Source organism: Polaribacter sp. Z022, from assembly GCF_023555495.1.
In the GTDB taxonomy this organism is placed as follows: Bacteria; Bacteroidota; Bacteroidia; order Flavobacteriales; family Flavobacteriaceae; genus Polaribacter.
In genome coordinates this window covers 205,942-230,670 of the sequence record NZ_JALCZO010000001.1, presented here as the reverse complement: position 1 = coordinate 230,670, position 24,729 = coordinate 205,942, and the positions used below count along the sequence as shown (strand labels likewise).

Annotated in this window: 24 protein-coding genes; 12 read left to right on the top strand and 12 right to left on the bottom strand. The window is 28.4% G+C overall.

All coding sequences use genetic code 11. The annotated features are described in order from the left end of the window. Window position 1: 1 nt before the first annotated feature. The 9 genes from MPF13_RS00970 (at window position 2) to tsaB (ending at window position 6,367) form a co-directional block, all read left to right on the top strand. Window positions 2-589, top strand: coding sequence for a cytochrome c oxidase subunit 3 (locus tag MPF13_RS00970; protein WP_249980375.1), 588 nt, complete (start codon window positions 2-4; stop codon window positions 587-589). Between the two features lie 57 nt (window positions 590-646). Then, the gene (locus tag MPF13_RS00965; protein ID WP_249980373.1) at window positions 647-1,630 is read left to right on the top strand and encodes a cytochrome c oxidase subunit 3; all 984 of its coding nucleotides are present in this window, start codon (window positions 647-649) and stop codon (window positions 1,628-1,630) included. Window positions 1,631-1,649: 19 nt separating this feature from the next. Next, entirely contained in the window at window positions 1,650-1,991 is a 342-nt protein-coding gene (locus tag MPF13_RS00960) for a cytochrome C oxidase subunit IV family protein (RefSeq protein WP_249980371.1), read from the top strand. A gap of 51 nt (window positions 1,992-2,042) precedes the next feature. Then, window positions 2,043-2,705 (top strand): hypothetical protein, encoded by a 663-nt coding sequence (locus tag MPF13_RS00955; protein ID WP_249980369.1) that lies wholly within the window; start codon window positions 2,043-2,045, stop codon window positions 2,703-2,705. Then, window positions 2,702-3,403, top strand: a complete 702-nt coding sequence (locus tag MPF13_RS00950; protein ID WP_249980368.1) for an SCO family protein — start codon at window positions 2,702-2,704, stop codon at window positions 3,401-3,403. Before MPF13_RS00955 ends, MPF13_RS00950 begins: the two co-directional genes overlap by 4 nt. Next, complete coding sequence (locus MPF13_RS00945) at window positions 3,396-3,935, top strand: DUF420 domain-containing protein (protein WP_249980367.1); 540 nt, start codon at window positions 3,396-3,398, stop codon at window positions 3,933-3,935. The genes MPF13_RS00950 and MPF13_RS00945 overlap by 8 nt, the downstream gene beginning before the upstream one ends. Continuing rightward, a complete protein-coding gene (locus MPF13_RS00940) occupies window positions 3,928-4,149 on the top strand; it encodes a CAMCR motif-containing small membrane protein (RefSeq protein WP_249980366.1) in 222 nt (73 codons plus the stop codon). The genes MPF13_RS00945 and MPF13_RS00940 overlap by 8 nt, the downstream gene beginning before the upstream one ends. Before the next feature lie 123 nt (window positions 4,150-4,272). Next, complete coding sequence (locus tag MPF13_RS00935) at window positions 4,273-5,595, top strand: TolC family protein (RefSeq protein WP_249980365.1); 1,323 nt, start codon at window positions 4,273-4,275, stop codon at window positions 5,593-5,595. Between the two features lie 85 nt (window positions 5,596-5,680). Next, on the top strand, window positions 5,681-6,367 hold the full coding sequence (gene tsaB / locus MPF13_RS00930; protein ID WP_249980364.1) for a tRNA (adenosine(37)-N6)-threonylcarbamoyltransferase complex dimerization subunit type 1 TsaB: 687 nt from the start codon (window positions 5,681-5,683) through the stop codon (window positions 6,365-6,367). Here tsaB and MPF13_RS00925 read toward each other — a convergent pair. From MPF13_RS00925 to MPF13_RS00885, 9 genes are all read right to left on the bottom strand, one after another. Beyond that, window positions 6,357-7,157, bottom strand: coding sequence for a mechanosensitive ion channel family protein (locus MPF13_RS00925; RefSeq protein WP_249980363.1), 801 nt, complete (start codon window positions 7,155-7,157; stop codon window positions 6,357-6,359). The two genes, tsaB and MPF13_RS00925, sit on opposite strands and share 11 nt — an antisense overlap. Window positions 7,158-7,221: 64 nt before the next feature. After that, complete coding sequence (locus MPF13_RS00920; RefSeq protein WP_249980361.1) at window positions 7,222-7,578, bottom strand: DUF1304 domain-containing protein; 357 nt, start codon at window positions 7,576-7,578, stop codon at window positions 7,222-7,224. A 74-nt stretch (window positions 7,579-7,652) separates the two neighbouring features. Further along, window positions 7,653-7,853 carry a dodecin family protein gene (locus tag MPF13_RS00915; RefSeq protein WP_249980359.1) on the bottom strand — a complete coding sequence of 67 codons (201 nt, stop codon included), beginning with the start codon at window positions 7,851-7,853 and terminating at the stop codon, window positions 7,653-7,655. A gap of 131 nt (window positions 7,854-7,984) precedes the next feature. Then, window positions 7,985-8,704 (bottom strand): energy transducer TonB, encoded by a 720-nt coding sequence (locus MPF13_RS00910; protein ID WP_249980358.1) that lies wholly within the window; start codon window positions 8,702-8,704, stop codon window positions 7,985-7,987. A 58-nt stretch (window positions 8,705-8,762) separates the two neighbouring features. After that, on the bottom strand, window positions 8,763-9,146 hold the full coding sequence (locus tag MPF13_RS00905) for a VanZ family protein (protein ID WP_249980357.1): 384 nt from the start codon (window positions 9,144-9,146) through the stop codon (window positions 8,763-8,765). Further along, on the bottom strand, window positions 9,112-9,492 hold the full coding sequence (gene gcvH / locus MPF13_RS00900) for a glycine cleavage system protein GcvH (protein WP_249980356.1): 381 nt from the start codon (window positions 9,490-9,492) through the stop codon (window positions 9,112-9,114). Before gcvH ends, MPF13_RS00905 begins: the two co-directional genes overlap by 35 nt. 27 nt (window positions 9,493-9,519) lie before the next feature. Further along, window positions 9,520-16,635, bottom strand: a complete 7,116-nt coding sequence (gene sov / locus MPF13_RS00895; RefSeq protein ID WP_249980355.1) for a T9SS outer membrane translocon Sov/SprA — start codon at window positions 16,633-16,635, stop codon at window positions 9,520-9,522. 4 nt (window positions 16,636-16,639) lie between these two features. Next, window positions 16,640-17,221 carry a Holliday junction branch migration protein RuvA gene (gene ruvA / locus MPF13_RS00890; RefSeq protein WP_249980353.1) on the bottom strand — a complete coding sequence of 194 codons (582 nt, stop codon included), beginning with the start codon at window positions 17,219-17,221 and terminating at the stop codon, window positions 16,640-16,642. Between the two features lie 38 nt (window positions 17,222-17,259). Beyond that, entirely contained in the window at window positions 17,260-19,542 is a 2,283-nt protein-coding gene (locus tag MPF13_RS00885) for an NADP-dependent malic enzyme (RefSeq protein ID WP_249980352.1), read from the bottom strand. 303 nt (window positions 19,543-19,845) lie between these two features. On the opposite strand from MPF13_RS00885, the gene MPF13_RS00880 reads away from it, so the two are divergent. Next, window positions 19,846-22,317, top strand: a complete 2,472-nt coding sequence (locus tag MPF13_RS00880; protein ID WP_249980350.1) for a DUF5686 and carboxypeptidase regulatory-like domain-containing protein — start codon at window positions 19,846-19,848, stop codon at window positions 22,315-22,317. 9 nt (window positions 22,318-22,326) lie between these two features. Then, window positions 22,327-22,569, top strand: a complete 243-nt coding sequence (locus MPF13_RS00875; RefSeq protein ID WP_249980349.1) for a MoaD/ThiS family protein — start codon at window positions 22,327-22,329, stop codon at window positions 22,567-22,569. 4 nt (window positions 22,570-22,573) lie between these two features. Here the strand turns inward: MPF13_RS00875 and MPF13_RS00870 are convergent, their stop codons facing one another. Continuing rightward, entirely contained in the window at window positions 22,574-22,846 is a 273-nt protein-coding gene (locus tag MPF13_RS00870) for a DUF3817 domain-containing protein (RefSeq protein ID WP_249980348.1), read from the bottom strand. A 62-nt stretch (window positions 22,847-22,908) separates the two neighbouring features. Here MPF13_RS00870 and MPF13_RS00865 point away from each other — a divergent pair, with 62 nt between their 5' ends. Then, the gene (locus MPF13_RS00865) at window positions 22,909-23,331 is read left to right on the top strand and encodes a molybdenum cofactor biosynthesis protein MoaE (RefSeq protein ID WP_249980347.1); all 423 of its coding nucleotides are present in this window, start codon (window positions 22,909-22,911) and stop codon (window positions 23,329-23,331) included. 5 nt (window positions 23,332-23,336) lie between these two features. Here the strand turns inward: MPF13_RS00865 and MPF13_RS00860 are convergent, their stop codons facing one another. Continuing rightward, window positions 23,337-24,359, bottom strand: a complete 1,023-nt coding sequence (locus MPF13_RS00860; protein ID WP_249980346.1) for a COX15/CtaA family protein — start codon at window positions 24,357-24,359, stop codon at window positions 23,337-23,339. An 88-nt stretch (window positions 24,360-24,447) separates the two neighbouring features. Further along, window positions 24,448-24,639 carry a cold-shock protein gene (locus MPF13_RS00855; protein WP_249980345.1) on the bottom strand — a complete coding sequence of 64 codons (192 nt, stop codon included), beginning with the start codon at window positions 24,637-24,639 and terminating at the stop codon, window positions 24,448-24,450. Between the last annotated feature and the right edge of the window lie 90 nt (window positions 24,640-24,729).

Below are 24,729 nucleotides of genomic sequence, written 5' to 3'. Positions count from 1 at the left end.
AATGGTACAAGAAGAAATATTACAAGAAGAATTATCAGTAGCTAAGAAAAAATCAGCTAAACCAATGTTATGGATTTCCATGATAAGTATGGTTATGTTTTTTGCAGGTTTAACAAGTGCATATGTAATAAGTATGAAAAGAGATGATTGGGTTTCTTTTGATTTACCACAAGCATTTTATGTAAGTACTTTTTTTATTGTAGCTAGCAGTATTACGTTGTTTTTATCGCAAAAATTCTTAAAAAATGACAAAAGACAACTGTCTTTAATACTACTATTAGTAACTTTTTTATTAGGAATAGGATTTATTTGGCAACAATATGTAGGTTTTAATCAATTAAAAAGTGTTGGTTTATTTTTTACTGGACCAGAAAGTACAGTGTCTACATCTTTTATTATAGGTATAACATTTATGCACGTATTACACTTATTAGCAGGTGTTTTGGTGCTTTTAGTTGTTATTTATAATCATTTTAAAAACAAGTACAAACCCAATGATATGCTAGGATTTGAACTAGGAGCAATCTTTTGGCACTTTGTAGATATACTATGGATTTATCTATTTTTCTTTTTCTATTTTATTAGGTGATGAAAAATAGTTATTTTTGGCGAACTAACTAAGAACTAATATAACACAGAATATAATATGGGAGCAAATATTGCTATACCTTCAGATGGTAAAGAAACTTGGAGTGGTGGTGGAGTAAAACCTTTTGGAGCAAGTTATGGTAAAATGATGATGTGGTTTTTCATCGTTTCTGATGCTTTAACTTTTTCAGGATTTTTAGCAGCTTATGGTTTAACACGATTTAAATTTATTGATTCATGGCCAATTGCAGATGAAGTGTTTACGCACTTTCCTGGGTTACATGGTGTACATGCACCTATGTATTATGTGGCTTTAATGACATTTATTCTTATTGTATCTTCTGTAACAATGGTTTTGGCAGTAGATGCAGGTCATCAAATGAAACAAAAAAAGGTAGCTTGGTATATGTTTGCTACAATTATTTTTGGAATTATTTTTGTTGGTTCTCAAGCTTGGGAGTGGAAAAACTTTATTAATGGTTCTTATGGTGCTGTTAAAACTACTGATGGTAAAATTTTACAATTTGTAAAAGATGGGCATCAAATTGCTTTATCTGATTTTGTTGTTGGAGAAAGAACTGATGGTAGAGTACAACATCAAAGAGAAAATGGATTATGGTTTGAAAAAGAAGCAACAATATCTCAATATTCAATTGCTCAAATTCAAGACTCATATAAAGCAAATTCAGATGTTTTAGTACGTACAGAACTTATAGATCCAGCAACAAAACAAAAAACAATTCTTTCTAGAGAAGAAGGTTTAGCACAATTAGCTAAAACAAAATTGGTTGTTGAAGGTGCAAACCTTGAAGTAAATGAATATGGAAATACAATTTTTGCAGATTTCTTTTTCTTTATTACTGGTTTCCATGGTTTTCACGTATTCTCAGGAATTATTATAAACATCATTATTTTCTTTAATGTTATTCTAGGTACTTATGAACGTAGAGGACATTATGAAATGGTAGAAAAAGTAGGATTATATTGGCACTTTGTAGATTTAGTTTGGGTATTTGTATTTACATTCTTCTACTTAGTATAATTATAAAATAAGATTTAAAATGGCACACGCACACGAATCAAACACAAAAAGAATTTGGATAGTTCTAGGTATTTTATCAGTATTAACTACTGTAGAAGTTGCTTTAGGTATTGTTAAACCAGATAGTTTACACCTAACTAGCTTTTTAGGAACAAGTCCTTTAAACTGGATATTTATTATTTTAACATTAGTAAAAGCATATTATATTGCTTGGGCATTTATGCATTTAGAAGGAGAAAAAAAATGGTTTAGACGCTCTATTGTTTGGACAGCAGTTTTCTTAATCTGTTACTTAGTAACGCTTCTATTAATTGAAGGAGAATATCTTCATAGCACATTAGCGCCACTAGTAAAATGGTAATTTAAAAATTTAAAAGGTGGTTTTAACCACCTTTTTTTATACATTGTAATGATGAAACTTACTAAAAAAAGAGTTGTATTATTCTTGCTTTTTATTTTTCCTTTAATCTGTTTTTTAATTTTATCAACAGGAAAAAATAATTTTACAAAACTACCAGTTGTTACTAAAAATGTTGTTGATATTTCTCTTATAGATTCTTCTAAAACATTTAAAGGGAACATTTCTATAGTGTGCTTTCTTGGTAATGATATAGAAGCTAACAAAGGAGGTTTTTTTAATCTTAACGAAAAAATTTATAAGAAATTTATAGAGTATAATAATTTTCAAATTTTAGCTATTTACCCTAAAGGAAAAGAAGAAGAAGCTAAGAAAACAAAAAAAGATATTAGTGCGTTTACTGATATGGTTAAATGGAATTTTATTGCTGCTTCTAAAGAAGATATAAATAAATTACATGCAAGTTTTAATTCTTTAGACACTCTAAATAATCTTTATACATCTAATGCTTTTTTAGTAGATAAAAATGGCGATTTAAGAGGTAGAATTAATGATGCAGATGCAAAAAACGGAAAACTATTTGGTTACAATATGAATTCTGTTTCTGTATTAAATGGTAAATTAAAAGATGATGTATTAGTGTTGTATTATGAATACTATGCAGCATTTAAAGATAAAAACAAAAATAAAGCAGACAGAAAAGAAGTAGGGTTATGAGTAAAAAATATTCTTACATAGGTATTTCTTTTATTATTCTTTTATTTGGTATTTATGTTGTTAGAAACATAGATAGTAGAGTAGATAAAGATGAATTGATTAAAGACAATAGGTTAAACAAAGTAAATAAAAAATTAGAAGTTAAAAGTAGTTTATACAAATTTGATAAAGTTCCTGCATTTGAATTTATAAATCAAAATGGTAAAATTATTACCAATAATGATTTTAAAGGAAAGGTTTATGTTGTAGAATTTTTCTTTACTACTTGTCCTACTATTTGTCCTATTATGAATAAAAAGATGTTAACCATCCAGAATGAATTTAAAGACAATTTAAACTTCGGAATTGCATCTATATCAATAACTCCAGAAATTGATACACCAGAAGTGATGAAAACTTATGCCAAAACTAATGGTATAACTCATAAAAACTGGCATTTATTAACAGGTCAACCAGAAGAAGTAGTTTACGCTTTATCCAACAAAGGTTTTAAATTATTTGTTGGTAAAGGAGATGAAGATCACAGTGGTTTTGAACATTCAGGGTTATTTGCTTTAATAGATAAACAAGGAAATATAAGATCTAGAAAAGATAAATTTGGAAACCCAATTATGTATTATAGAGCTTTAAAAGAGCAAACTTTTCCTGATCAAATAGAAGAATTAAAAGAAGATATTAAAATTTTGTTGAATGAGTAATTTAGCGCAAGAAAAAAAATACAAAAAGATAATTACAGCTTTATCTATAATAATACCTTTAGCTGTTGCTGCTCTATTTGGTGTTAATTTAAGAAAACTTGGTTTTAATGTAGAACCTTTAACATTTTTACCACCAATTTATGCTACAATAAACGGATTAACAGCTATTGTTTTAATAGCTGCAGTTATTGCAATAAAAAAAGGAAATAAAAAATTACATGAGCAACTTACAACTTTTGCAATTGGTTGTTCTTTAGTTTTTTTACTTTTATATATAGGTTATCATATGACTTCAGATTCTACTAAATTTGGTGGAGAAGGAGCTATAAAATACATCTATTATTTTATTCTAATCACACACATTGTTTTATCTGTTGTAATTATCCCTTTTGTTTTAACAACATTTATGAGAGCAAAATTGGGTAACTTTCCTCAACATAAAAAAATAGCAAAACTTACATTTCCTTTATGGCTATATGTTGCTATTACTGGTGTTGTAGTTTATATAATGATATCTCCATATTATGCATAAAAAACGTATTTTTTTAATTGTTTTGTTGTTGTTTGTAACCTCTAAAGTTACGTTTTCACAATGTGCAATGTGTAAAGCAGTTGTAGAAAATGGAGATGTTTCTATGGCAGAAGGTGTAAATAACGGAATTACTTATTTAATGGTTTTTCCTTACCTTTTAATAGGTGCATTATTTTATATAATTTATAGATATAAAAAGAAAGCTAAAAATTAACATATATATAAGAGTAAATTGGTGTAACATATTTTACTTTTAATCGTCTTATTGTCACTATCAAAAGAAATTTACTTTTTTTGAAGTTTAATAATATATTATATCAACTAAAAATAATACGTTTTGAAAACTAAACTGATACTGTTTGTAGCTCTTTTAACATCTATAGCTACTTTTTCTCAAAAAAAATGGACGCTTAAAGAATGTGTAGATCAAGCTTTAGATAAAAACATTTCAATTCAACAAAATAAATTAAGCTTAGAGTTAGCAAAAAAAGATGTAGAAATTGCCAAAGGAAATTTTTTACCAAACTTAAATGCATCTACAGGTGGTAATTTAAATTTTGGATCTGGTTTTGATTATGTAACCCAAAATAGAGTTAGTACAAGTATTTTTGGAGGTTCTTTAGGATTAAGTGCTGGCTATACAGTATTTAACGGTTTTAGAAATACTAACACTTTTAAGCAAGCACAATTAGGTGTAGAATCTAGTTTATTAGATTTACAAAAAATTGAAAACGATATCTCTTTATTTGTAGTAAATGGTTATTTAAATGTTTTGTTTGCAAAAGAAAATTTAAATGCTGTTAAAGTTCAATATGAAATTAGTAAAAAGCAAATTGAAGCAGCAGAAAATAGATTTAATTCTGGTGTAATTGCAAAAGGAGAGCTTTTAAATACACAATCTACAGCAGCAACTAATTTACAAAGTGTAATTACACAAGAGAATGCTTTAGATATTGCTTTATTAAATTTAGCTCAGTTATTGCAAGTACCTGTTGAAAATTTTGATGTTGCACCAATAGATGTAGGAACACCTTCATCAGATTTATTGTATAAAAACTCATCATCAGTATTTGATAGATCTGTACAAAGAATGCCAGAAATTGCAAGAGCTAAATTGGCAATTGAAAACGCAGATTTAAATATTAAAATTTCTGAAAGCTTTTTTTTACCAACAGTTTCTGCTTCTGCAGGTTTAAACACTAATTACGGATATAATTTAAAAACAGGACCAAATACAACTTTCTTTACTCAATTAAATGATAATTTAGGGTATGGTTTAGGTTTTAATGTAAGTATTCCAATTTTTAACCGTTTTCAAACCAAAAATGGAGTTGCTAAATCTAAGATTAATAAAGAAATTTTTGAAACAAGATTAGAAAGTGAAAAACTAACACTTAAACAAACAATAGAGCAAGCTTTTTTAGATGTTAAATCTGCTTTAAAAACTTTTGAAGCAGCTAAAATTTCTTTAGCAGCACAAAAAGAAGCTTTTAAAAATGCTCAAGAAAGATATAATTTTGGAGCAATGACTTTATTCGATTTTGATCAGGTAAGAAATCGTTTAGTAAGCGCTCAAGGAGCAATGATTAGATCTAAATATGATTATGTTTTTAAAACTAAAGTATTGCAATTTTATTCTGGAGATTTAGTTTTAGAATAATTTAAAAACTTATATTATATGAAGCCTCGCAATTTTGCGAGGTTTTCTTTTTTCTATAACTTATATTTGCATAAAAAATAATAAGTTGGCAATAATCCTTAACATAGAAACTGCAACAAAAAACTGCTCTGTAAGTATTGCAAAAAACGGAGAAGTTTTAGCAATAAAAGAATTGAATAATGGTAATTATTCTCATGCAGAAGTTTTGCACCCTTTTATTTTAGATACTTTAAAAGAAGCAAATATTTCTACAGAAGAAATACAAGCTGTTGCTGTAAGTAAAGGACCTGGTTCTTATACTGGCTTAAGAATTGGAGTTTCTGCTGCAAAAGGCCTTTGTTTTGCTTTTGACAAGCCATTAATTTCAATAAACACATTAGAATCTTTAGCAAATGCAATAGTTGTAGAAAAAGGGGTTATTGTATCAATGTTAGATGCTAGAAGAATGGAAGTTTATGCATCTGTTTTTGATGAAAATTATTCTGAAATTAGAGAAATTAAAGCAGAAATTATTGATGAAAATTCGTTTTCTGATTATTTAGAAGCAGGGAAAGTATATTTTCTAGGTGATGGTGCTCACAAGTGTAAAGAAGTTATTACTCATGAAAATGCTAATTTTATTGATAATAAATTTCCATCTGCTAAACAAATGGCTCGTTTGTCATATAATAAGTACAAAAAAAACGACATCGAAGATGTCGCTTATTTTGAACCTTTTTATCTAAAAGATTTTGTTGCAATTCCTGAAAAGAAAAAGAAACCTATTTTTTAACGTTTACTTGATGTGGATAAGGAATTTCAATTCCTGCTTTATCAAGTTCTATTTTTACTGTTTCTGTAACTTCAAAATATACATCCCAATAGTGTTCTGTTTTACACCAAGGTCTTACAGCAAAATTTACAGAACTATCTGCTAATTCTGCAACTGTAACTGCAGGAGCAGGATCTTTTAAAACTTTTGAATGCGCAGTTAAAATATTCATTAAAACCTCTTTTGTCTGTTTAATATCTGCATCATAAGAAACACCAATTGTTAAATCTACTCTTCTTGTACCTTCTGTAGTGTAGTTTACAATGTTTCCATTAGATAAAGTTCCATTAGGAATTATAATCTCTTTATTAGATAAGCCAGTAAGTTTTGTAGTAAATATAGAAATCTCTTTTACAACTCCAATTTCACCTTGAGCTTCAATTAAATCTCCTAACTTAAATGGTTTAAAAATCATAATTAAAACACCTCCAGCAAAATTACCTAAAGACCCTTGTAAAGCTAAACCAACAGCTAAACCAGCTGCAGCTATAATAGCAGCAAAAGAAGCAGTTTCTATACCTAATTTAGATATAACAGTAACAAACAATAAGATTTTTAAAGCCCAACTAATTAAATCGCCTAAGAATTTTTGTAAAGTTTCATCTACATCTCTTTTCTTTAAGATGTTTCTAAATGTTTTTACTACAATTTTTATTGCAAATAAACCAATAATTAAAATTGCCAAGGCAACTAAAATTTTTGGGGTGTATTCTATTACTAAGTTTTTTAAATTTTCAATGTATTTTTCCATCATTTTTTTTGTTAGATATGAGCAACAAAAATAATAGTTTATATGATAACAAAGAAAAGAAAGGTTATTTTATGTATAATGAAATTATTGCTATTAAAGCTGGAATAGATTGTATGATTAGAATACTTTTTTTCTTAGTTGAATAAGATCCATAGAGACCAGCTATAAAAACACAAGTTAAAAAGAATAAAGAAACATCTGTATTATTTACTATTAAAGACCAGATTAAACCTGCAGCCAAAAAACCATTATATAAACCTTGGTTAGCGGCCATTACTTTAGTTTCTTTAGCAAATTCTTTACTTTTTAATCCAAAGGTTTTAATTCCTTTATTAGTGGTCCATAAAACCATTTCTAAATACACTATATAAATATGTATTATTGCTACTACACTTATTGAGATAATTTGAATGATTTTCATTTTATTTATATTTAAAAGTAAATAACGATTTAATTCTGAAATCAAATCGCTATTAAGTAGTTAGTTTATTAAGGCTAGTTTACTTCGAAAGTAATTTTTAAGTTAACTCTAAACTCAGTTACTTCATCATCATTTACTACTGCACTTTGAGATTGAACAAAAACAGATTTAATGTTTTTTACTGATTTAGAAGCTTGTTTTACTGCTTTTCTTGTTGCTTCTTCCCAACTTTTATCAGAATTAGCTAATACTTCTATAACCTTCATTATTGCCATAATCTTATTTTTTTAAATTTATAATACTATAAATATATCAAATTTAAATTAAGTGTTATTCTGTTTAAATTTATAGCAAAAAAAAGCGTTTAGAAATTTAATTCTAAACGCTTTTAATATTTTGTTTTCTATTACTCTACAATTAAAGTAAAAGGAATACTATATTTTACACCTACAGGTTTACCTCTTTGTCTACCTGGTTTCATTTTTGGTAATTGTTTCATTACTTTAATTACTTCACTTTTAATTTTTGGGTGTGGAGCTCTTGCGTTAACGTTTACAATATTTCCGTTTCTATCAATTTTAAAACCAATAAATACTCTTTTTCTACCTGCAGATAAACCTAATTCGTTTGGTAAATCAGAGTCAAATTTTCTAGAAAAGTGTTTTTGTACTTTTTTACTGAAACATGCTTTTAATTGAGTTTTGTTTCCTTTACAACCAGGAAAAACAGGTACATCTTCAATAATCATGAAACTTACATCTTCTACAACTTCTTCTACTTCTTCTACTTCTACAATTTCTTCAACTTCTACAGCTTCAGTTTCATCTGTTTCAGTAGATTCAATTACAGTTTCTTCTACTTCTTTTTCATCTTCTACAATTTCAATTTTTTCCGGTGCTGGTGGTGGTGGAGTTTTTGGTTTTACTGGCTCTACTCTTTCAGTAATAACCGTTTCTTCTTCCATTTCAGCATTCATTGTTACCGAACCTAAATCACCAATAACTTTATCGTATGTTTTCTTTTCAATTGCAGCATATGTTACAAAAAGTGCTAATACTAGACCAATTTGCATAAAAATTTTGCTATAATTTTCTAAGTTTGATTTCGGGTTTTTCTTAATTTCCATTGTAAAGAGTTTTTAATAGTTCGCTAATTTAATTAAATTATTCGTTTATATACAAGTCTTAGTATGAATTAACCTTAATTTTTTTTAAAAAAAGGTTAAAAACTATCATTCCTAAGAAAATTCCAACTGTATTTGCAAGCACATCATAAAAATCACCTGTTCTATACTTAGTCAACGTGTGTTGCAAAACCTCAATAATTATGCCATAAACTATACACGCTATAACTATTTTGAATTTTATTGATGGTTTTTTGTAAAATGAGAATAACCAACAGATTGTTAACGTAAAATAAGCAAATAGATGATATACTTTATCAATACTAGTAAATGATAGTTGAGTTTTTGGTACTTGCATTAAACTTAAATAAGCAATACCAAGAGTAATTCCTATTGCAATGATAAAAAGGTTATCCTTGAATAAGCTCTTTGTAAGCTTCAGCATCTAATAAATCGTTAATTTGAGAACTATCAGAGATTTCAATTTTAATCATCCAACCTTTTCCATAAGGATCTGAGTTTACTAATTCTGGTTCGTCTTCTAATTCTTCATTAAATTCTATTACTTCACCAGTTAAAGGCATAAATAAATCTGAAACTGTTTTTACAGCTTCTACAGACCCAAATACTTCTCCTTCTTCAATAGAGTCATCTAAAGTGTCTACATCTACATAAACAATGTCTCCTAATTCACTTTGAGCAAAATCTGTAATTCCTACAGTAGCAATGTTGTCTTCTATTTTAATCCACTCGTGATCTTTAGTATATTTTAATTCTGATGGTAAATTCATGTTATTAATAATTATATATTGTTATTTTTAATTTCCTCCTAAGTTGTAAATAATATTAAATCCACCATTTATTGCTTGTCTAGGGAATGTGGTAGATATTGCATATTTAGATGTTTGGTGATTGTAGTAAAAAGAAGCTGTTAAATTACTGCTTAATCTATAATCGGCTGTAAATTTAATAGAAAAAAGTTTTTGACCACCACTAATTTGATTATTATCTTCTTCTACAGATCTTATTTGTGTTAAATTATCTCTTAAAGATACATCTGCCCTTAAGTTTATATCGCCTTTTAAAGATTGTTTTTTACCAGTAAAGCGTGTATTAAATTTTACATCTTTAAAAACATAGCCCATACCAAAAATGTATTCGGTACCTTTAATGTCAGTTAAAGTACTATTATTAAAATTCATTGTTAATGTTCTATCCCTTTTTACTTCTCCTCTTAATGAAAAAGAATTTCTCATTTTCATATCTAATTTTATTAGTGGCGAAAATTCATCAACTAAAGTAACAGCAGATACTAATAATTCTGGTTCATAATTGTTAGCTACATTAATATTTGCATAAGGATTTTCTCTATCATGTTGTAAATTATTGGTAAAACTAGAAACTGTATAAGAAGATCTATAACCATGAGATACTACAAAATTGCTAAAATTTTTCTTAAAGAATTTAAATTTCATTAATCCACTATAACGTAATGTCCAGTTAGGAATTGGAATATCTCTAAATAAACCAGTATCTACCTTATCTGGACTTTTACCAGAATATGCAGCCATAAAAGCAGGTAACAATACTTGTTGACTATTTTCTCCAAAACCAGAAACTGGTACACCGTTTTCTGTTGCTAACCTGTTTGATATTACACCTCTGTAATCTCTTAAGTTTTGAAATAATGCATCACTATCTGAAAAAGCAGTAGAGAGCATTGAGTAACTTGTACTAAAGTTTCCAGATTCAAAGAAAGGAGTAGTTTCAAATTGATTGTTTCCATCAATTAAATCTAATTGTTGAGAAATATCTCTTGTTTGAATTTTATTTCCTCTTACATCTATATTTAAATCTTTAATAGGTTTTAATGTAAATGTATAATCTAATTTATTGTAATGTGTTTTACTAAAGGTTTTACTATAATACTCATCACCCTGATTTCTAGTAACAAACCAACCATTTTCTAAAGCTCTATTTCTAATATCTACTTGACTACCAAATGCAAAAGAAGTTGGTGCTCCTCCTAAAAAGCCAATGTCTTCTGTATAACCAGGTAATAATTGTCCGTTATTTTCAGAATAACTTATTTTACCTTGTTTAACTGATGTTAAAATATCATAAGCGCCTTTTAAAATTTGTTTTCCAACAGATAATTTTTTCTTTTGATTAACTCTTCCTGGAGTTCTTGGTAAACCTGTACCATTTAACCCTTTTGTGTTTTTACGTTGTTTTTTAGTCATTAATAACTTTTCAAAACCTAAACCTTTGTAAAAACGATCAAAATTAATGGTTGTGTTTAAATTGTGTGTATTAGAATTCTGAATAACATTACCAATTAAATCTACAGAAGCAACATCAACACCATTTACATTAATTGTATTTTGAGGTGCTGCTTGCCAATCAAAATCTGCTGTGTAAGCATAGTCTGCTTTTATAAAACTTAAAAAAGGAATTTTATCTATTGGTAAATTATAAGTTCCGTTTAATTTTTGGTGATAATGATTTGCTCTTCCTGTATTAAAGAAATCATCAAAAACTTGTACATCATCATTGTTATCAAAAGTATCGTAGATGTAGCTATTAGTAGCGTTAAAGTTTAATTGTAATGATTTTGTTAAGTCGAAACCAACTGTGTAATCCCAATCAAACATAAATCTACGTTGTTTTAATTCTGGTTGAGGAGCTAACCCTTCTACTAAATTTCTAGATTGTTGTTCGTTATAATTTCTATTAATGCTAGAGTTAATTGCAAATGTTTTAGGAATTGGATTAAAGTTAATGTCTTTAATTAATTTAAAATATTTGCTTTCAAATGCTTTTGAGTTTTTAAAAGGTTCTAATGGTTTAGAATCGAAACTAAAATTATATGAAGCAGATGCTCTTACAGTTTCGTTTATACGTTTTTTAATGTTATAATTTCTTTGAAACTCCTTGTTGTGTGCATAAGAAACTGCTAAATTTTCTATATCGTAAAACTTAGGTTTTTTAGTTGAGTTAGGGTTTCTATTCTTTTTAACATTTGTAAAACTAATACTTGTTCTTTTTGTATAATCTCTAGAAAACTCACTGTTATCATTTTCACCTAAAGCATCAGCTAATTCTACATCTTGATATTGAGGGTCATATTTTGGATCTATATAAGTTTCTCCAACACTATAGCTCATAGGTAATTGAATTCCCCATTTTTTAGGAGTTAATACTTTTCCTAAGTTTACAGTTGTGGCAACATCATATTGTTTAGTTTCATCTAAACTTCTTTGGTTTACTCTTTCTTCTACATTACCAAAACCTATAGTAGACATACTACCAGATAAAGATACGTTTGCTATATCTGCAAAATTTGCATCTGCATTTACTACTGCAGCCCAACCACCTTTGTTGTCAAAACCTGCAGAACGTAACTCATTAAACCAAACCTCACCACTTATTGGTGCTGTAGTTTTATTTTTAATTCCTAAAACAATCGTTTTTAGTTGTGCTAAAGTTGGATTTCCTTTTACAGAGATTGTATATGGTAAATTTGCATCTTGTTCTACAGAAGTATAAAGGTCTGTTATAGAAAAGTCTATTTTATCTCTTTCTAATTTTACTTTTCCAAAAGTTTCTAAGAATGCATCTAAGTTGTTTGCTTCTGGCCAAAGATCTAAAGCAGAAGTTCCGTTTGTAGATACTTTTAAAGGCAATTCAATTTGATAATAATTATCATCTAAATCTGTACCTAACCTTATAATTGCAGAAAAATCATCATCATTTATTGCTACAGCTCCTTCATTAGATTGAAGGTGCATAAACATCTTTAAGTTTTTAAAACGTCTTAAATCTATACTGATGTTTTTATAAATTGCTCTTGTTTTATTTGCTTCTAAGTTATTAACCTTAAGTGTTACAGATTGTTCGTTTTGTAATTGAACTGTTGTACTACCTTGTAAGCGTTCTCTTTCTATACCTGGAGGTTGTATGTAGCTACCTTCATTTTGTTCTATACTAACAACACCAACTTCAAAGTCTTTTAATTCGTTTTCATCTAATTCTATAGGTTCAGTTAAAGTTTCATCTAAGGTTTTTGTGTAACGTCTCCAATCTCCACGTACTAAATCCATTTCTCCAAAACGAATTACAACTGGCATTTTAAAATTGGTTAAGAACATTCTTACAAAACGAATGCTATTAAAATCTGAGATTCCGTTTATAGAAGTTCCACTTCTAACAGGAACTCTAAATTGATACCAAGTTGTTTTTTGAGTTGCTCCGTTTTCTAAAGTAACATCAGTAGTTTTTTCATCAACAATAAAGTTTTTACCTACAACTAAATCATTTCTATTCATAGAAATTTTATATTCATAGTAGCTTTCTACAGTATTCATTGTTTGATCTTTGTTAATGTCTTCTACATCTGGATATGTTGTTGAAGAAATTGGATAAGATTCTGTAGATTGATTTAATGTAGGTGAGTTACCTTGTGTATTATTGTAGTTTTTATATCTAGAAATTATAGATGCATTTGCTGCATCTAATTCACTACCTCTAAAAAATTGAAAATTATCTGAAGCAGGATCGTTTTGATCTAATTTACTAAAGTTAGCAATTGTTGTGCTATACTTTGTAAATTCATCTCCATCTGATAAACCGTCAAAACCAAGGTCTTGATTATTTCTGGCATCATCTTCTTCGTTAAATGCGTAAATAATAGAAGGGTTTGTAGGAACTTTACCCCAAGTTGTTGGGTCTGTATTTAAGATTCCACCAGTTTCTGGTAAACCATTTTCATACATTTTACGACTATCTTTTAAAATGTCTTCAGAAACATTACCTAAATTAATGTATAAATCTCCAACATGATTAGATGGGTCTTGAGGGTTTATTTCATCTGGTACACCTTCTGCAGCAGTCATAGAATAGTTTTCATAAGGATCCATTACCCAAAACTGAATATATTCTACATTTGCTTGATCAAAGTTATTCGTTGTTAACGGACGCATAATTCCTGCCCATCTATTTTGAGGGTCTTTAAATGTTCCATCTGCATTTACATTTATACCTGTATCAAAATTATAAGAACCTCTTTCTGCAGGAAAATAAGCTAAATCTAATGTTCTAATTAAAGAGTTTTGAGTAATATCTAATTGAACATTAGGAAATAATTCGCTATAATTAATTTGTCTTGTTTCTGCTCTAGAAAGTTCGTCTGCAGTAATACTTGCAGGCGTTTCTCCAGCTCCATAAAAAATTTGATCTACATTATACCATGCAAGTTTTCCTCTTTGATAATTATAAGACAAATCTGTTTGTTCTCCATTAAATCCAGGAAAATATTTTGGTGTACTTGCCTCATACCAATCTAAAGGAGATAAAATACTTATAGGAATTTGAGAAGCTTCAAAATCATCTATATAAGTTGTTGCAGCACCTGTTACATCTATTCCACTAGGAGTTCCTGGAATTAAATATGCCATGTCTGCTCTAACTGATAAGTTAGAAGGAACATCTGTGTCTACAAAAGGTAATTTGTTTGCTAGTTTTGTAAAATAAGGTACTTCTGTAGAGTAATCAATATTTACACCAAACATAGTGTTGTTTATTGGATCAGATCCAAAATTTACTTTTGGTGTAATTGGTCTTTCATTTACATTTAAAATTGTTGCACCAAGTATAAATTTATCAGAAAACTTATGCTCAACATCTACACCCATAAATGTTTTACGTTGTTGATTAAATACTGCATTGTTTTCTGTTGAAACACTAATTGGTGTACCAGAAGCTTGCAAACCTGGGTCTATAATTTGTACACGTCCTAATTGATAATCTACTACATAGTCTACACCTTCTACCAATTGTCTTCCACCAGCTGTAACTTTTACAGAACCTCTTGGTACATTAAATGCTCCTATAGGAATACCTCCAGAATTTTCTGATTTAAAGTATCCTTTTAAATAGTATTTATCTTTGTTCTGAAAATTATTCTGAATGTTAATTTTTGTATTTAAATAAAGTTCTTTAAACAAGTAAATTTCATCTAAAGTTTCATCTAAACCAACATCATTTGTGTTTTGTTTTACTAAATCATTACCAAAAGGCTCTGGTTCTGGAAAAAATACAAAACCGTTTTGTGAATTAACTGTGATACCTTCTACATAATCGAAAAAACCATCTGGAGCTCTAAATTGACTTTGATCTAATTGATCTAACTTTAAAACTTGAATTAATGGTAAATTTGGAATACCTGCAGTTTTAGCATTTTGTAAAACGTTAGAAGGAATACCTGTTTGGTCATCTCTATATTGAATTTCGAATAGGAAACCATCTTGTGTTAATGGAAAAGCACCCAATGCATAAACGTTTTTCATCATTAAACGCCATGTAGGAAAAGATTCTTCTACAGTAACACCATTTACAGTTTTGTCTCTTTTTGTTGTAAGAATTTCACTACGTAATAATTTTACAGCTAATGTTTGTGGAGATAAAATTCCGTCATTAGAAAACTCACCAACTTTAAAAGAAGTTTTTGTGCTTCCTGTTACACCACCAGCAACTGTATATTCATATGCTACAGCTAAAACTTCACCATCATTTAATCTTCTATTTAAAGAGATAAAACCTAACTGAGAGTTTAGTGTAAATTCGCTTGCATCTAATTTTCTAGCATTTTCTAAAACAGAATAATCTGTACCTTCACTCATGTTAAAAGGAGATAATGTGCTGTTTATTGTAGAAATACTTCTAATTCCACTTGTGGTTGTAAGTAAAGAAGATAGGTTGTTAGATTCGTTACTAGGTATGTTACCACCTGTTGTAGTAGGTGGATTTGTAGGAGTTACAGCACCTGTTTGATTTACTAAAACATTAGTATCAGATTCTCCAATATCTGCCAACGCTACAATACTTCTATAATCTTCTGTACTTGCATTTCTGTTTGTAATCCAAACTTCTATTCTTGTAATATTAATTTGGCTATTTATTAAAGGATAATTTTTAAGAGAATTGGCATAATTATCAATAAAATACTGACCTAAAAAAAAGTGTCTATCATTATCATAATCTGTGGCTTGTAATTCAAATTCTTGAATAGAAGCACCACCTTCTGCAACTACAGTTTTACTTTCTGAGTTTTGTTGAGAAAATACAGCTGTAACATTTGTGTTACCAAATTTTAATTGTGTTTTTACACCAAATAAACTTTGAGCACCATTAATTAATGAGTTTTTAATTGGCATAGAAATATTACCTGCTTCTATTCCTTGTAAAATATCATCTTCTGTAGGTGTGTAATCTATTTTTACTAAGTTCTGAAAATCGAAAGTAGATTGTGTATCATAATTTGCAGTAAACTCTAAACGTTCACCAACTTGAGCCTTTATACTTGCGTTAATTTGCTGATCAAAATCAAAAGTAAAACTACTTCTATTTTCTTCTGATAATTGAGGGTTTTCTGTATTTTGATAGATAAAACCTAGCTTTAAATTTAAGCTACCTGTAGGTGTTACTTTAATTGTACTACCACCAAAAATTGTTTCAAAAAACTCTGAATTAACATAATAGGTTGGTAAAAGGTCTTTTTGAGCATTTTTTGCCCCTTTTCTTTTAGAGTTTGTTGCACTTACTTTGTCTTTAAAGTATAACAACATATCTCTCTTTAAACGATATTGAGCATATTGTTTTGGTGTAAGATAAATAGGTGTTCTAGACTGATAGTTACCTATTTTTTCTATAATTACATACCTGTTTAACTCTTTGTCAAAAACTATTTCTTTTTTAGCTAAATAGTCTAAAAATAAACCACCTGTTTGGTTTTTCTTAAAGTTGTACCTTAATTTTAAACTGTCTTTTTTTGAGGATAAAGAATCGTTATTTTTATTTGTTTGCGCATAAGAATTAATGCTTGCTATAATTGCAAAAGCAAATAATAAAAATGTATTTTTTAAAAAATTATTCAATTGATTATAAGTTCTTTAGGGATAATTTTATTAAATTTTCTACAGAAGCATCTGGGTTTTCTTTTAAAATCATAGACACAACTTTGTCTGATTGTTTTTTATTAAAACCTAGAACTTCTAAAGCAGATAACGCTTCATCTTTGTTTGTATTGCTTGTAGTTAATGAAACTTCATCAATATCAAACGTCTTTAAAATTTTATCTTTTAAATCTACTATTACTCTTTGTGCTGTTTTTGCACCTATACCTTTAACAGATTGTATTAAAGGTACATTTTCTGAGGCTATAGCATTTTGTATTTCTTCTGATGTCATAGAAGATAACATAGTTCTTGCAATACTTGGTCCTACTCCAGAAACAGAAATTAATAATTTAAAAACGGCTCTTTCAGTTTTATTAATAAAACCAAATAGCGTATGAGCATCTTCTCTTATAGATAAATGTGTATAAAGAATAACAGCTTCATCATTTGGTAAACTAGAAAAAGTATTTAATGAAATATGGAGTAAATACCCAACTCCATTACAATCTACAACAACTTCTGTTGGATTTTTTTCAACTAATCTCCCTCTAATTTGTGTAATCATATTTAATGACTTTTTTTAGGCTTCTAAAGTAACAAATTTTATTTGTTGTTTCTTTTTTCTTTTTCTTGAGCGTCTACAGCAGCTAATGCAGCCATATTAACCATTTCATCTACACTTGCTCCTAATTGAATAATATGTACAGGTTTACTTAAACCTAAAATTGCAGGACCAATAGATTCTGCTTTATTTACTTCTTTTAATAATTTATAAGTAATATTAGCAGATTCTAAGTTAGGGAAAATTAAAACATTTACTTTTTTACCATTTAATTTAGAAAAAGGAAATTCTTTTGCTAATAACTCTGGATTTAAAGCAAAATCTGCTTGTAATTCACCATCTATAACTGTGTCTGGAAAATGACGATGTAAATAAGATACAGATTCTCTAATTTTTTTAGATGTTTCTGAGTTAGATGATCCAAAATTAGAAAACGAAACCATTGCCATATTTGGTTTCATACCAAACATTTTAACAAAGTTAGCCGTCATTTGAGCAATTTTAACTAAATCTTTAGCAGATGGGTTTTCATTAATAGTTGTATCTGCTAAAAACAAAGGACCTTGTTTAGTAAGCATTAAATTACTTGCAGCAATCTTAGTGATTCCTTTGTCTTTTTCAATAAGTTCTAAAATTGGTTTTACAACTGTAGGGTAAGGTCTAGAGTATCCAGTAATTAGTGCATCTGCTTCACCTTCATTTACCATCATTGCAGCAAAATAATTACGTTCTCGCATTAATTTTTTTGCTTCAGAAAAAGTACGTCCTTTACGTTGTCTATTTTTCCAATATACTTCACCAAAACGTTCTCTACGTTCAGTTTCTTCGTCTGTTTTTGGATCTATTATTGTAACATTACCTGTAAAACCTATTTCTTCCATCAAGTCTAGGATAACATCTTTTCTTCCAAGTAAAATAGGGATTCCAATTTTTTCTTCAAACACTCTTTGTGCTGCTTTTAACACATCTAAATGATCTGCTTCAGCAAAAACAATTCGTTTTTTATTACTCTTAGCTCTGTTGTGTAAAAGTCTAATTTCTTTACTTCCAGAACCAGATCTTTCCATTAATTCTTCGCGATATTTTTGCCAATTATCAATGGGTTCTAATGCAACACCAGAGTCCATTGCAGCTTTTGCAATTGCTGGTGGAATTTCATAAATTAATCTTGGATCAAATGGTTTTGGTATGATATAATCTCTACCATATGCTAAACTTACTTCATCATAAACAATATTTACTTGTTCTGGTACAGTTTGTTTTGCAAGGTCTGCTAAAGCATTTACGGCAGCCATTTTCATTTCTTCATTAATTTTAGTAGCTCTAACGTCTAAAGCACCTCTAAAAATAAATGGAAATCCTAGTACATTATTAACTTGGTTAGGATGATCTGATCTTCCTGTAGCCATTATAATATCTTTTCTAGTTGCAACTGCTAAGTCGTATTCTATTTCTGGATCTGGATTTGCCATTGCAAAAACAATAGGGTCTTTAGCCATAGATAGTAACATTTCAGTAGAAACAACATTACCCATAGATAAACCAATAAACACATCTGCATTAACCATTGCATCATCTAAAGTATTTAAATCTTTATCTGTAGCAAATTCTGCTTTTTGTGTGGTAAGGTTTTCTCTATCTTTTCTGATAACCCCTTTACTATCACACATTACAACGTTTTCTCTTTTTACACCTAGTTTTAAGTATAAACGAGTACAAGAAATAGCAGCAGCTCCAGCACCATTAACAACAATTTGAACTTTGCTAATGTCTTTTTCTGTAATATCTACAGCATTTTTTAAAGCAGCTGCAGAAATTATTGCAGTTCCATGCTGATCATCATGCATTACAGGGATGTCTAACTCTTCTTTTAAACGTCTTTCTATTTCAAAAGCTTCAGGAGCTTTAATATCTTCTAGGTTAATTCCACCAAAAGTTGGTGCAATTGCTTTAACTGTATCAATAAACCTGTCTACATCAGTTGTGTCTACTTCAATATCAAAAACATCAATATCTGCAAATATTTTAAAAAGCAATCCTTTTCCTTCCATAACAGGTTTAGAAGCTTCAGGACCAATATCGCCCAAACCTAAAACTGCAGTACCATTAGAAATAACAGCTACTAAATTTCCTTTAGAAGTATATTTATAAACGTTGTTTTTGTTTTTTGCAATTTCTAAACAAGGCTCTGCAACACCTGGAGAATATGCCAAAGCTAAATCGTGTTGAGTAGCATATTTTTTGGTAGGAATTACTTCAATTTTTCCTGGTTTTGGTTTTGCATGATAAAGTAAAGCTTCATGTCGTTTTCTAGAATCGCTCATAAAATGTTGTTTGCATTGTTTATAGCGAACAAATATAGGGTTTTCAACGAAACTGTTAATGATATATTGTTACTTTTAAGAGCTTTGTTTTAATGCTTTTAACTAAAAAAGTTAATTTGATTAGTAGATTCTATTTGTATTAATAAAAGTATTAAATTTTTCATATAATTTATGGCTTATAAATAGATGCTTTTATTGCTTATTTATTAAAAATTATGAAATCATTAATGCTTGTTTAACAAATTTTAAAGATTTGATTGTAACATAAACTCTATGTTTGCGTCTACCAACAAAAGCCAACCTATGCAAAAAATTACTTTTTTATTCTTTCTTTTTGTTTCAACAACATTTTTTGCGCAAGTAAAAGGAAAGATTACAGACACCAATTACAGACCTTTATCATTTGTGAGTGTTTATTTAGATAAAACAGTTACAGGTACAACTTCTAATGATAATGGAGAGTATGTTTTAAATATTTCTAAAAAAGGAAATCACACTATTGTTTTTCAATTTTTAGGGTATAAAACTTTTAAAAAGAAAGTTACTATTTCTTCTTTTCCATTTGAATTAAATGTAGAATTAGCAGAGGAAAATGTACAGTTAGATGAAATTTCAATTTCTACAAAAGATAATCCTGCAAATAGAATTATTAGAAATGTAATAGAAAACAAAGAGAAAAATACAGATAAGTTTGCAAAATATACTGCTAAATTTTACTCTAGAGGATTGTATAAAATAAAAGATGCTCCAGAAAAATTTATGGGGCAAACTATGGGAGATTTTGGGGGAGGATTAGACTCTACAAGAAGTGGAATAATTTACCTTTCTGAAACTATTTCTGAAATTAAATTTCAAAAAAAACCAAAAAAATTTAAAGAGAATATTATTGCATCTAAGGTTTCTGGTACAGATAATGGTATAAGTTTTAATAGAGCAGAAGATGCAAATATTAATTTTTATCAAAATAGTGTTGAGTTTGGTAATGATTTGGTTTCGCCAATTTCTACAAATGCGTTTAGTTATTATAAGTATAAGTTAGAAGGAACTTTTTATGATAAAAATGGGAAACTTATCAATAAAATAAAATTAATTCCTAAAAGAAAAAACGACAGAGTTTTTAACGGATCAATTTATATTGTAGAAGATGATTGGGCAATGTATGGAGCAGATGTATCTGTAACTGGTGCTCAAGTAAATATACCTATGGTAGATGTTTTGCATTTAAAACAAAATTATAATTATGCTAATAAAACTGATGCTTGGGTTTTAATAAGTCAAAGTATAGATTTTAAGGTAAATGTATTTGGATTTAAATTTGATGGAAGGTTTTCATCAGCATATTCAGAATATAAATTTTCGCCTAAATATGAAGAGAATACTTTTACAAATGAAGTATTAACTTTTGAGAAAAAAGCTACTGAAAAAAATGCTGTTTATTGGAATAAATTAAGACCAGTGCCCTTAACTATAGAAGAAGTTAAAGATTATAAAATTAAAGATAGTATTAAGGTTGTTAGAAAATCTAAAAAATATTTAGATTCTGTAAATAAAAAACAAAATGAGTTTAGTTTATTAGCGCCAATTACAGGCTACACATATAGAAATTCTTACGAAAAATGGTCTTTTTCTTATGATGGTTTGCTAGGTAATTTTGGTTTTAATACAGTACAAGGTTTTAATACTTCTTTAGGTTTTAGTTATTTTAAAAGACAAAATGAAAAAGGAAAATGGTGGAATGCTGGTATAAGTGCTAATTATGGTTTTTCAGATAAACGCTTAAGACCAACAGTTTTCTTTAGTAAAAAATGGAATAATATTTCTAGACCAAGAATGACTATTTCTGGAGGAATTACAACAGCTCAATTTAATAGTAGAAATCCAATTATGGATTTAAATAACACTATTGCTTCTTTGTTTTATAGAAGAAATCATTTAAAAATTTACGAAAAAGGCTTTGCTAAAATCAATTATTCAGAAGAAATAAAAAATGGTATTTATTTTTCTTCTTCTTTAGAATATGCTAACAGAAAGCCGTTATTTAATACAACAAATTATTCGTTTGCAAAGCAAAGTAATACAGAACCATATACATCTAACAACCCTTTAAATACAACAGATTTTGTAAATGCTGCTTTTACAGAGCATAAAATTGCAACATTAAATGTTGGTGCGTCTATTGTTTTTGGACAAAAATATTTGTCTTACCCAGATAGAAAATTTAATATTGGTAATGATAAATACCCAACATTAAATATAAATTATACAAAAAGATTTGGGGCTTCTAATTCTGAATTAAATTCAGATTTATTTGTTGCAAGTTTAAGACAAGATGTCAATGCAGGTAATTATGGTAACTTATCTTATAATTTAAGAGGAGGTATGTTTTTAAAGAAGAAAAATATTGCTTTAATGGATAAATTACAAGCTAATGGTAATCAGTTAGATTTTCCATTAGATGGTCAATTAAATAGTTTTGGGCTGTTAGAGTATTATAAGTTTTACACTAATGATAAATATGCAGAAGCACACATAGAGCATAATTTTAGAGGAGCTATTTTAGGTAAAATTCCATTGGTAAATAAATTAAACTTTCACTTAGTAGGAGGTGCAAAAACGTTGCTAATGGCAGATAAAAAACCTTATACAGAATACTCAGTTGGGTTAGATAATATTGGTTTTGGTAAATGGCGTTTTTTAAGGATAGATTATGTAAAATCTTTTAATGCAGGAATTAAAAACGATGGTTTATTGTTTAGATTGAGTATGTTTAACTAATTTTGAAACATGAAAATTAAAGTACTCTTTTTTGGAATAACAACAGATTTAGTAGCAACTTCTAACTTAGAATTAGGTGTCTTAGAAGGATTATCTGTCTCTAGTTTTAAGAATTTGCTTAAAGAGAATTATCCTAAGTTAGAAAATATAGATTCTTATGCAATTGCAGTGAATGAAGAATATGCTTCTAATGAGCTTTTGTTAAAAGAAAATGATGTTATTGCTGTTATTCCCCCAGTTTCTGGAGGTTAAAATATTACCTTAAATATTTTTTATCAACATAAAAAGTACCAAAAGGTATAATAGAGCAAGCTAAAACAATACCTAAAGTTTTATTATCCCAATTCATTTCTTTTTTAATCATAAAAGCTAAAACTACATATAGCATAAAAAGAATTCCATGAGGCATTCCTAACATTTTTACATATTCTGGATTGTCTTGTAAGTATTTTATTGGTGTAGCTATAAATAAAAGTAATAAGTAAGAAATACCCTCTAGTAAACTTACAATTCTAAAGATACTTTTCATTTTATGAAGTATTAAAAATTTGATAGCAAAGATACATTTTGAATTGTTATTTTTGCAGAACAATGCAAAGAACTTCGATAAAAATTACTTCAGAAAAACTAAACTTACAAGAATGTTACCATTTTGTAGAAGATGATTCTTGTGGAGGTATTTCTGCTTTTGTAGGAACAGTAAGAAATGATACTCAAGGAAAAGAAGTAAAACAATTAGATTTTTCTACCTACAAACCAATGGCTATAAAAGAAATGCAAAAAATTGCAGACGCAGCTTTAGAAAAGTTCGATGTTAAAAAAATAGCCATTCATCATGCAGAAGGAATGTTACAAATAAGAGATATTCCTGTAATAATCACTGTTTCTTCTAAGCACAGAAAAGCAGCTTTTGAGGCTTGTGAGTTTGCTATAGATACTTTAAAGGAAACTGTTCCAATCTGGAAAAAAGAATATTTTTCAGATGGAGAAGTTTGGGTAAATGCACATCCTTAAACAAGTTAATTGTTAACTGTTTTTTTACTCTGTAGCCAAAGGTAAAACTGCAAACCAAATAAAAGAGCTCCAGACAATAAATGGATAGCTTGTGTACCTAAAGGAAATTCTGCATAATACATTAAAATACCAGTAATGGTTTCAATAAAAATTAATAAAACAACCCAATTAACCAATTTGTAGCCTAAATTTTTTGCTTGATTAAGGTAAAACAAACCTAAGTTTACTAATACAATTGCTATGGTAAAAGACCTGTGAAAGTAAAATTTAAAGCTAGGTTTCATTAAGCTGAAGTTTTTGTTTTCAAACCCAAAAAGTTTTACTTGTTCATCTATAAATTGTCTTACTTGTGTACCCATTGCAATTTGTACAAGAGAAAAAATTACAGAAACAATTAATAGTTTATTAAAAACAGAATTGTACTTTAAAAAAGTTTTTCTTTTAGTTATATGAAAATGCAGTTGTAATAAAAGCGCAATTATAATAAGACCTATTACCATATGTATGGTAATTACAGTTGGTTTTAAATTGGTGTCTACTACAGTTTTTCCTAACCATGCTTCTACCAACATTAAAAAGAAAGCGCTAAAAGCTAATAGTGGAATTTTTTTATCTGTTTTCCAAAATTTTGCAGCTCCATAAATTAAAAATAAAAAGACAAAACCTGCAATTACAGAAGAAAGTCTATTAATGTATTCTGTCCAAGTATGGTATTTATTAAATTTTGCGTAATCGTGTTTTGTATATTTTTCCCAATTTTTTGGGTTAAACTCAGAAGTAGTTTTTACATCTTTTTCTGCAACAAATAAAACTTCATCTTTAATAATAATAAAGCCTTTTTTAAATTCAGTATCTGGTTTCCAGGTAATTTGTTCTTCAGAAGTTGGTGGTATATAATAACCAAAGCATTTTGGCCAATCAGGACAACCCATTCCAGAACCTGTCATTCTAACTACTGAGCCCGCTAAAAAAATTAAGTAAACAGAAATAATTGAAATCTGTACAATTTTTGGAAATTTATTCTTCATCAGAAAAAAGTTTATGCAAAAATAAGGCAAAAAAAAACCGTCCAAAATATTTTAGACGATCTTTTACTTTTAAAAAGATTATAAAGTATTAGATTACTCTAACGTCTACTGCGTTTAAACCTTTTCTTCCTTCTTTTAAGTCAAATTCTACTGCATCACCTTCTCTAATTTCGTCAATTAAACCTGATACGTGTACAAAATACTCTGTTTTTGAATCGTCTTCAACTACAAATCCAAATCCTTTAGATTCGTTGAAAAATTTTACTGTTCCGTTTTTCACTGTAATAAATAATAAATGTTAATAATACTACAAATATAAGGTTATAAGTTGTTGGTTGTACATAATAACTGTTATTAAATAAAATTGATT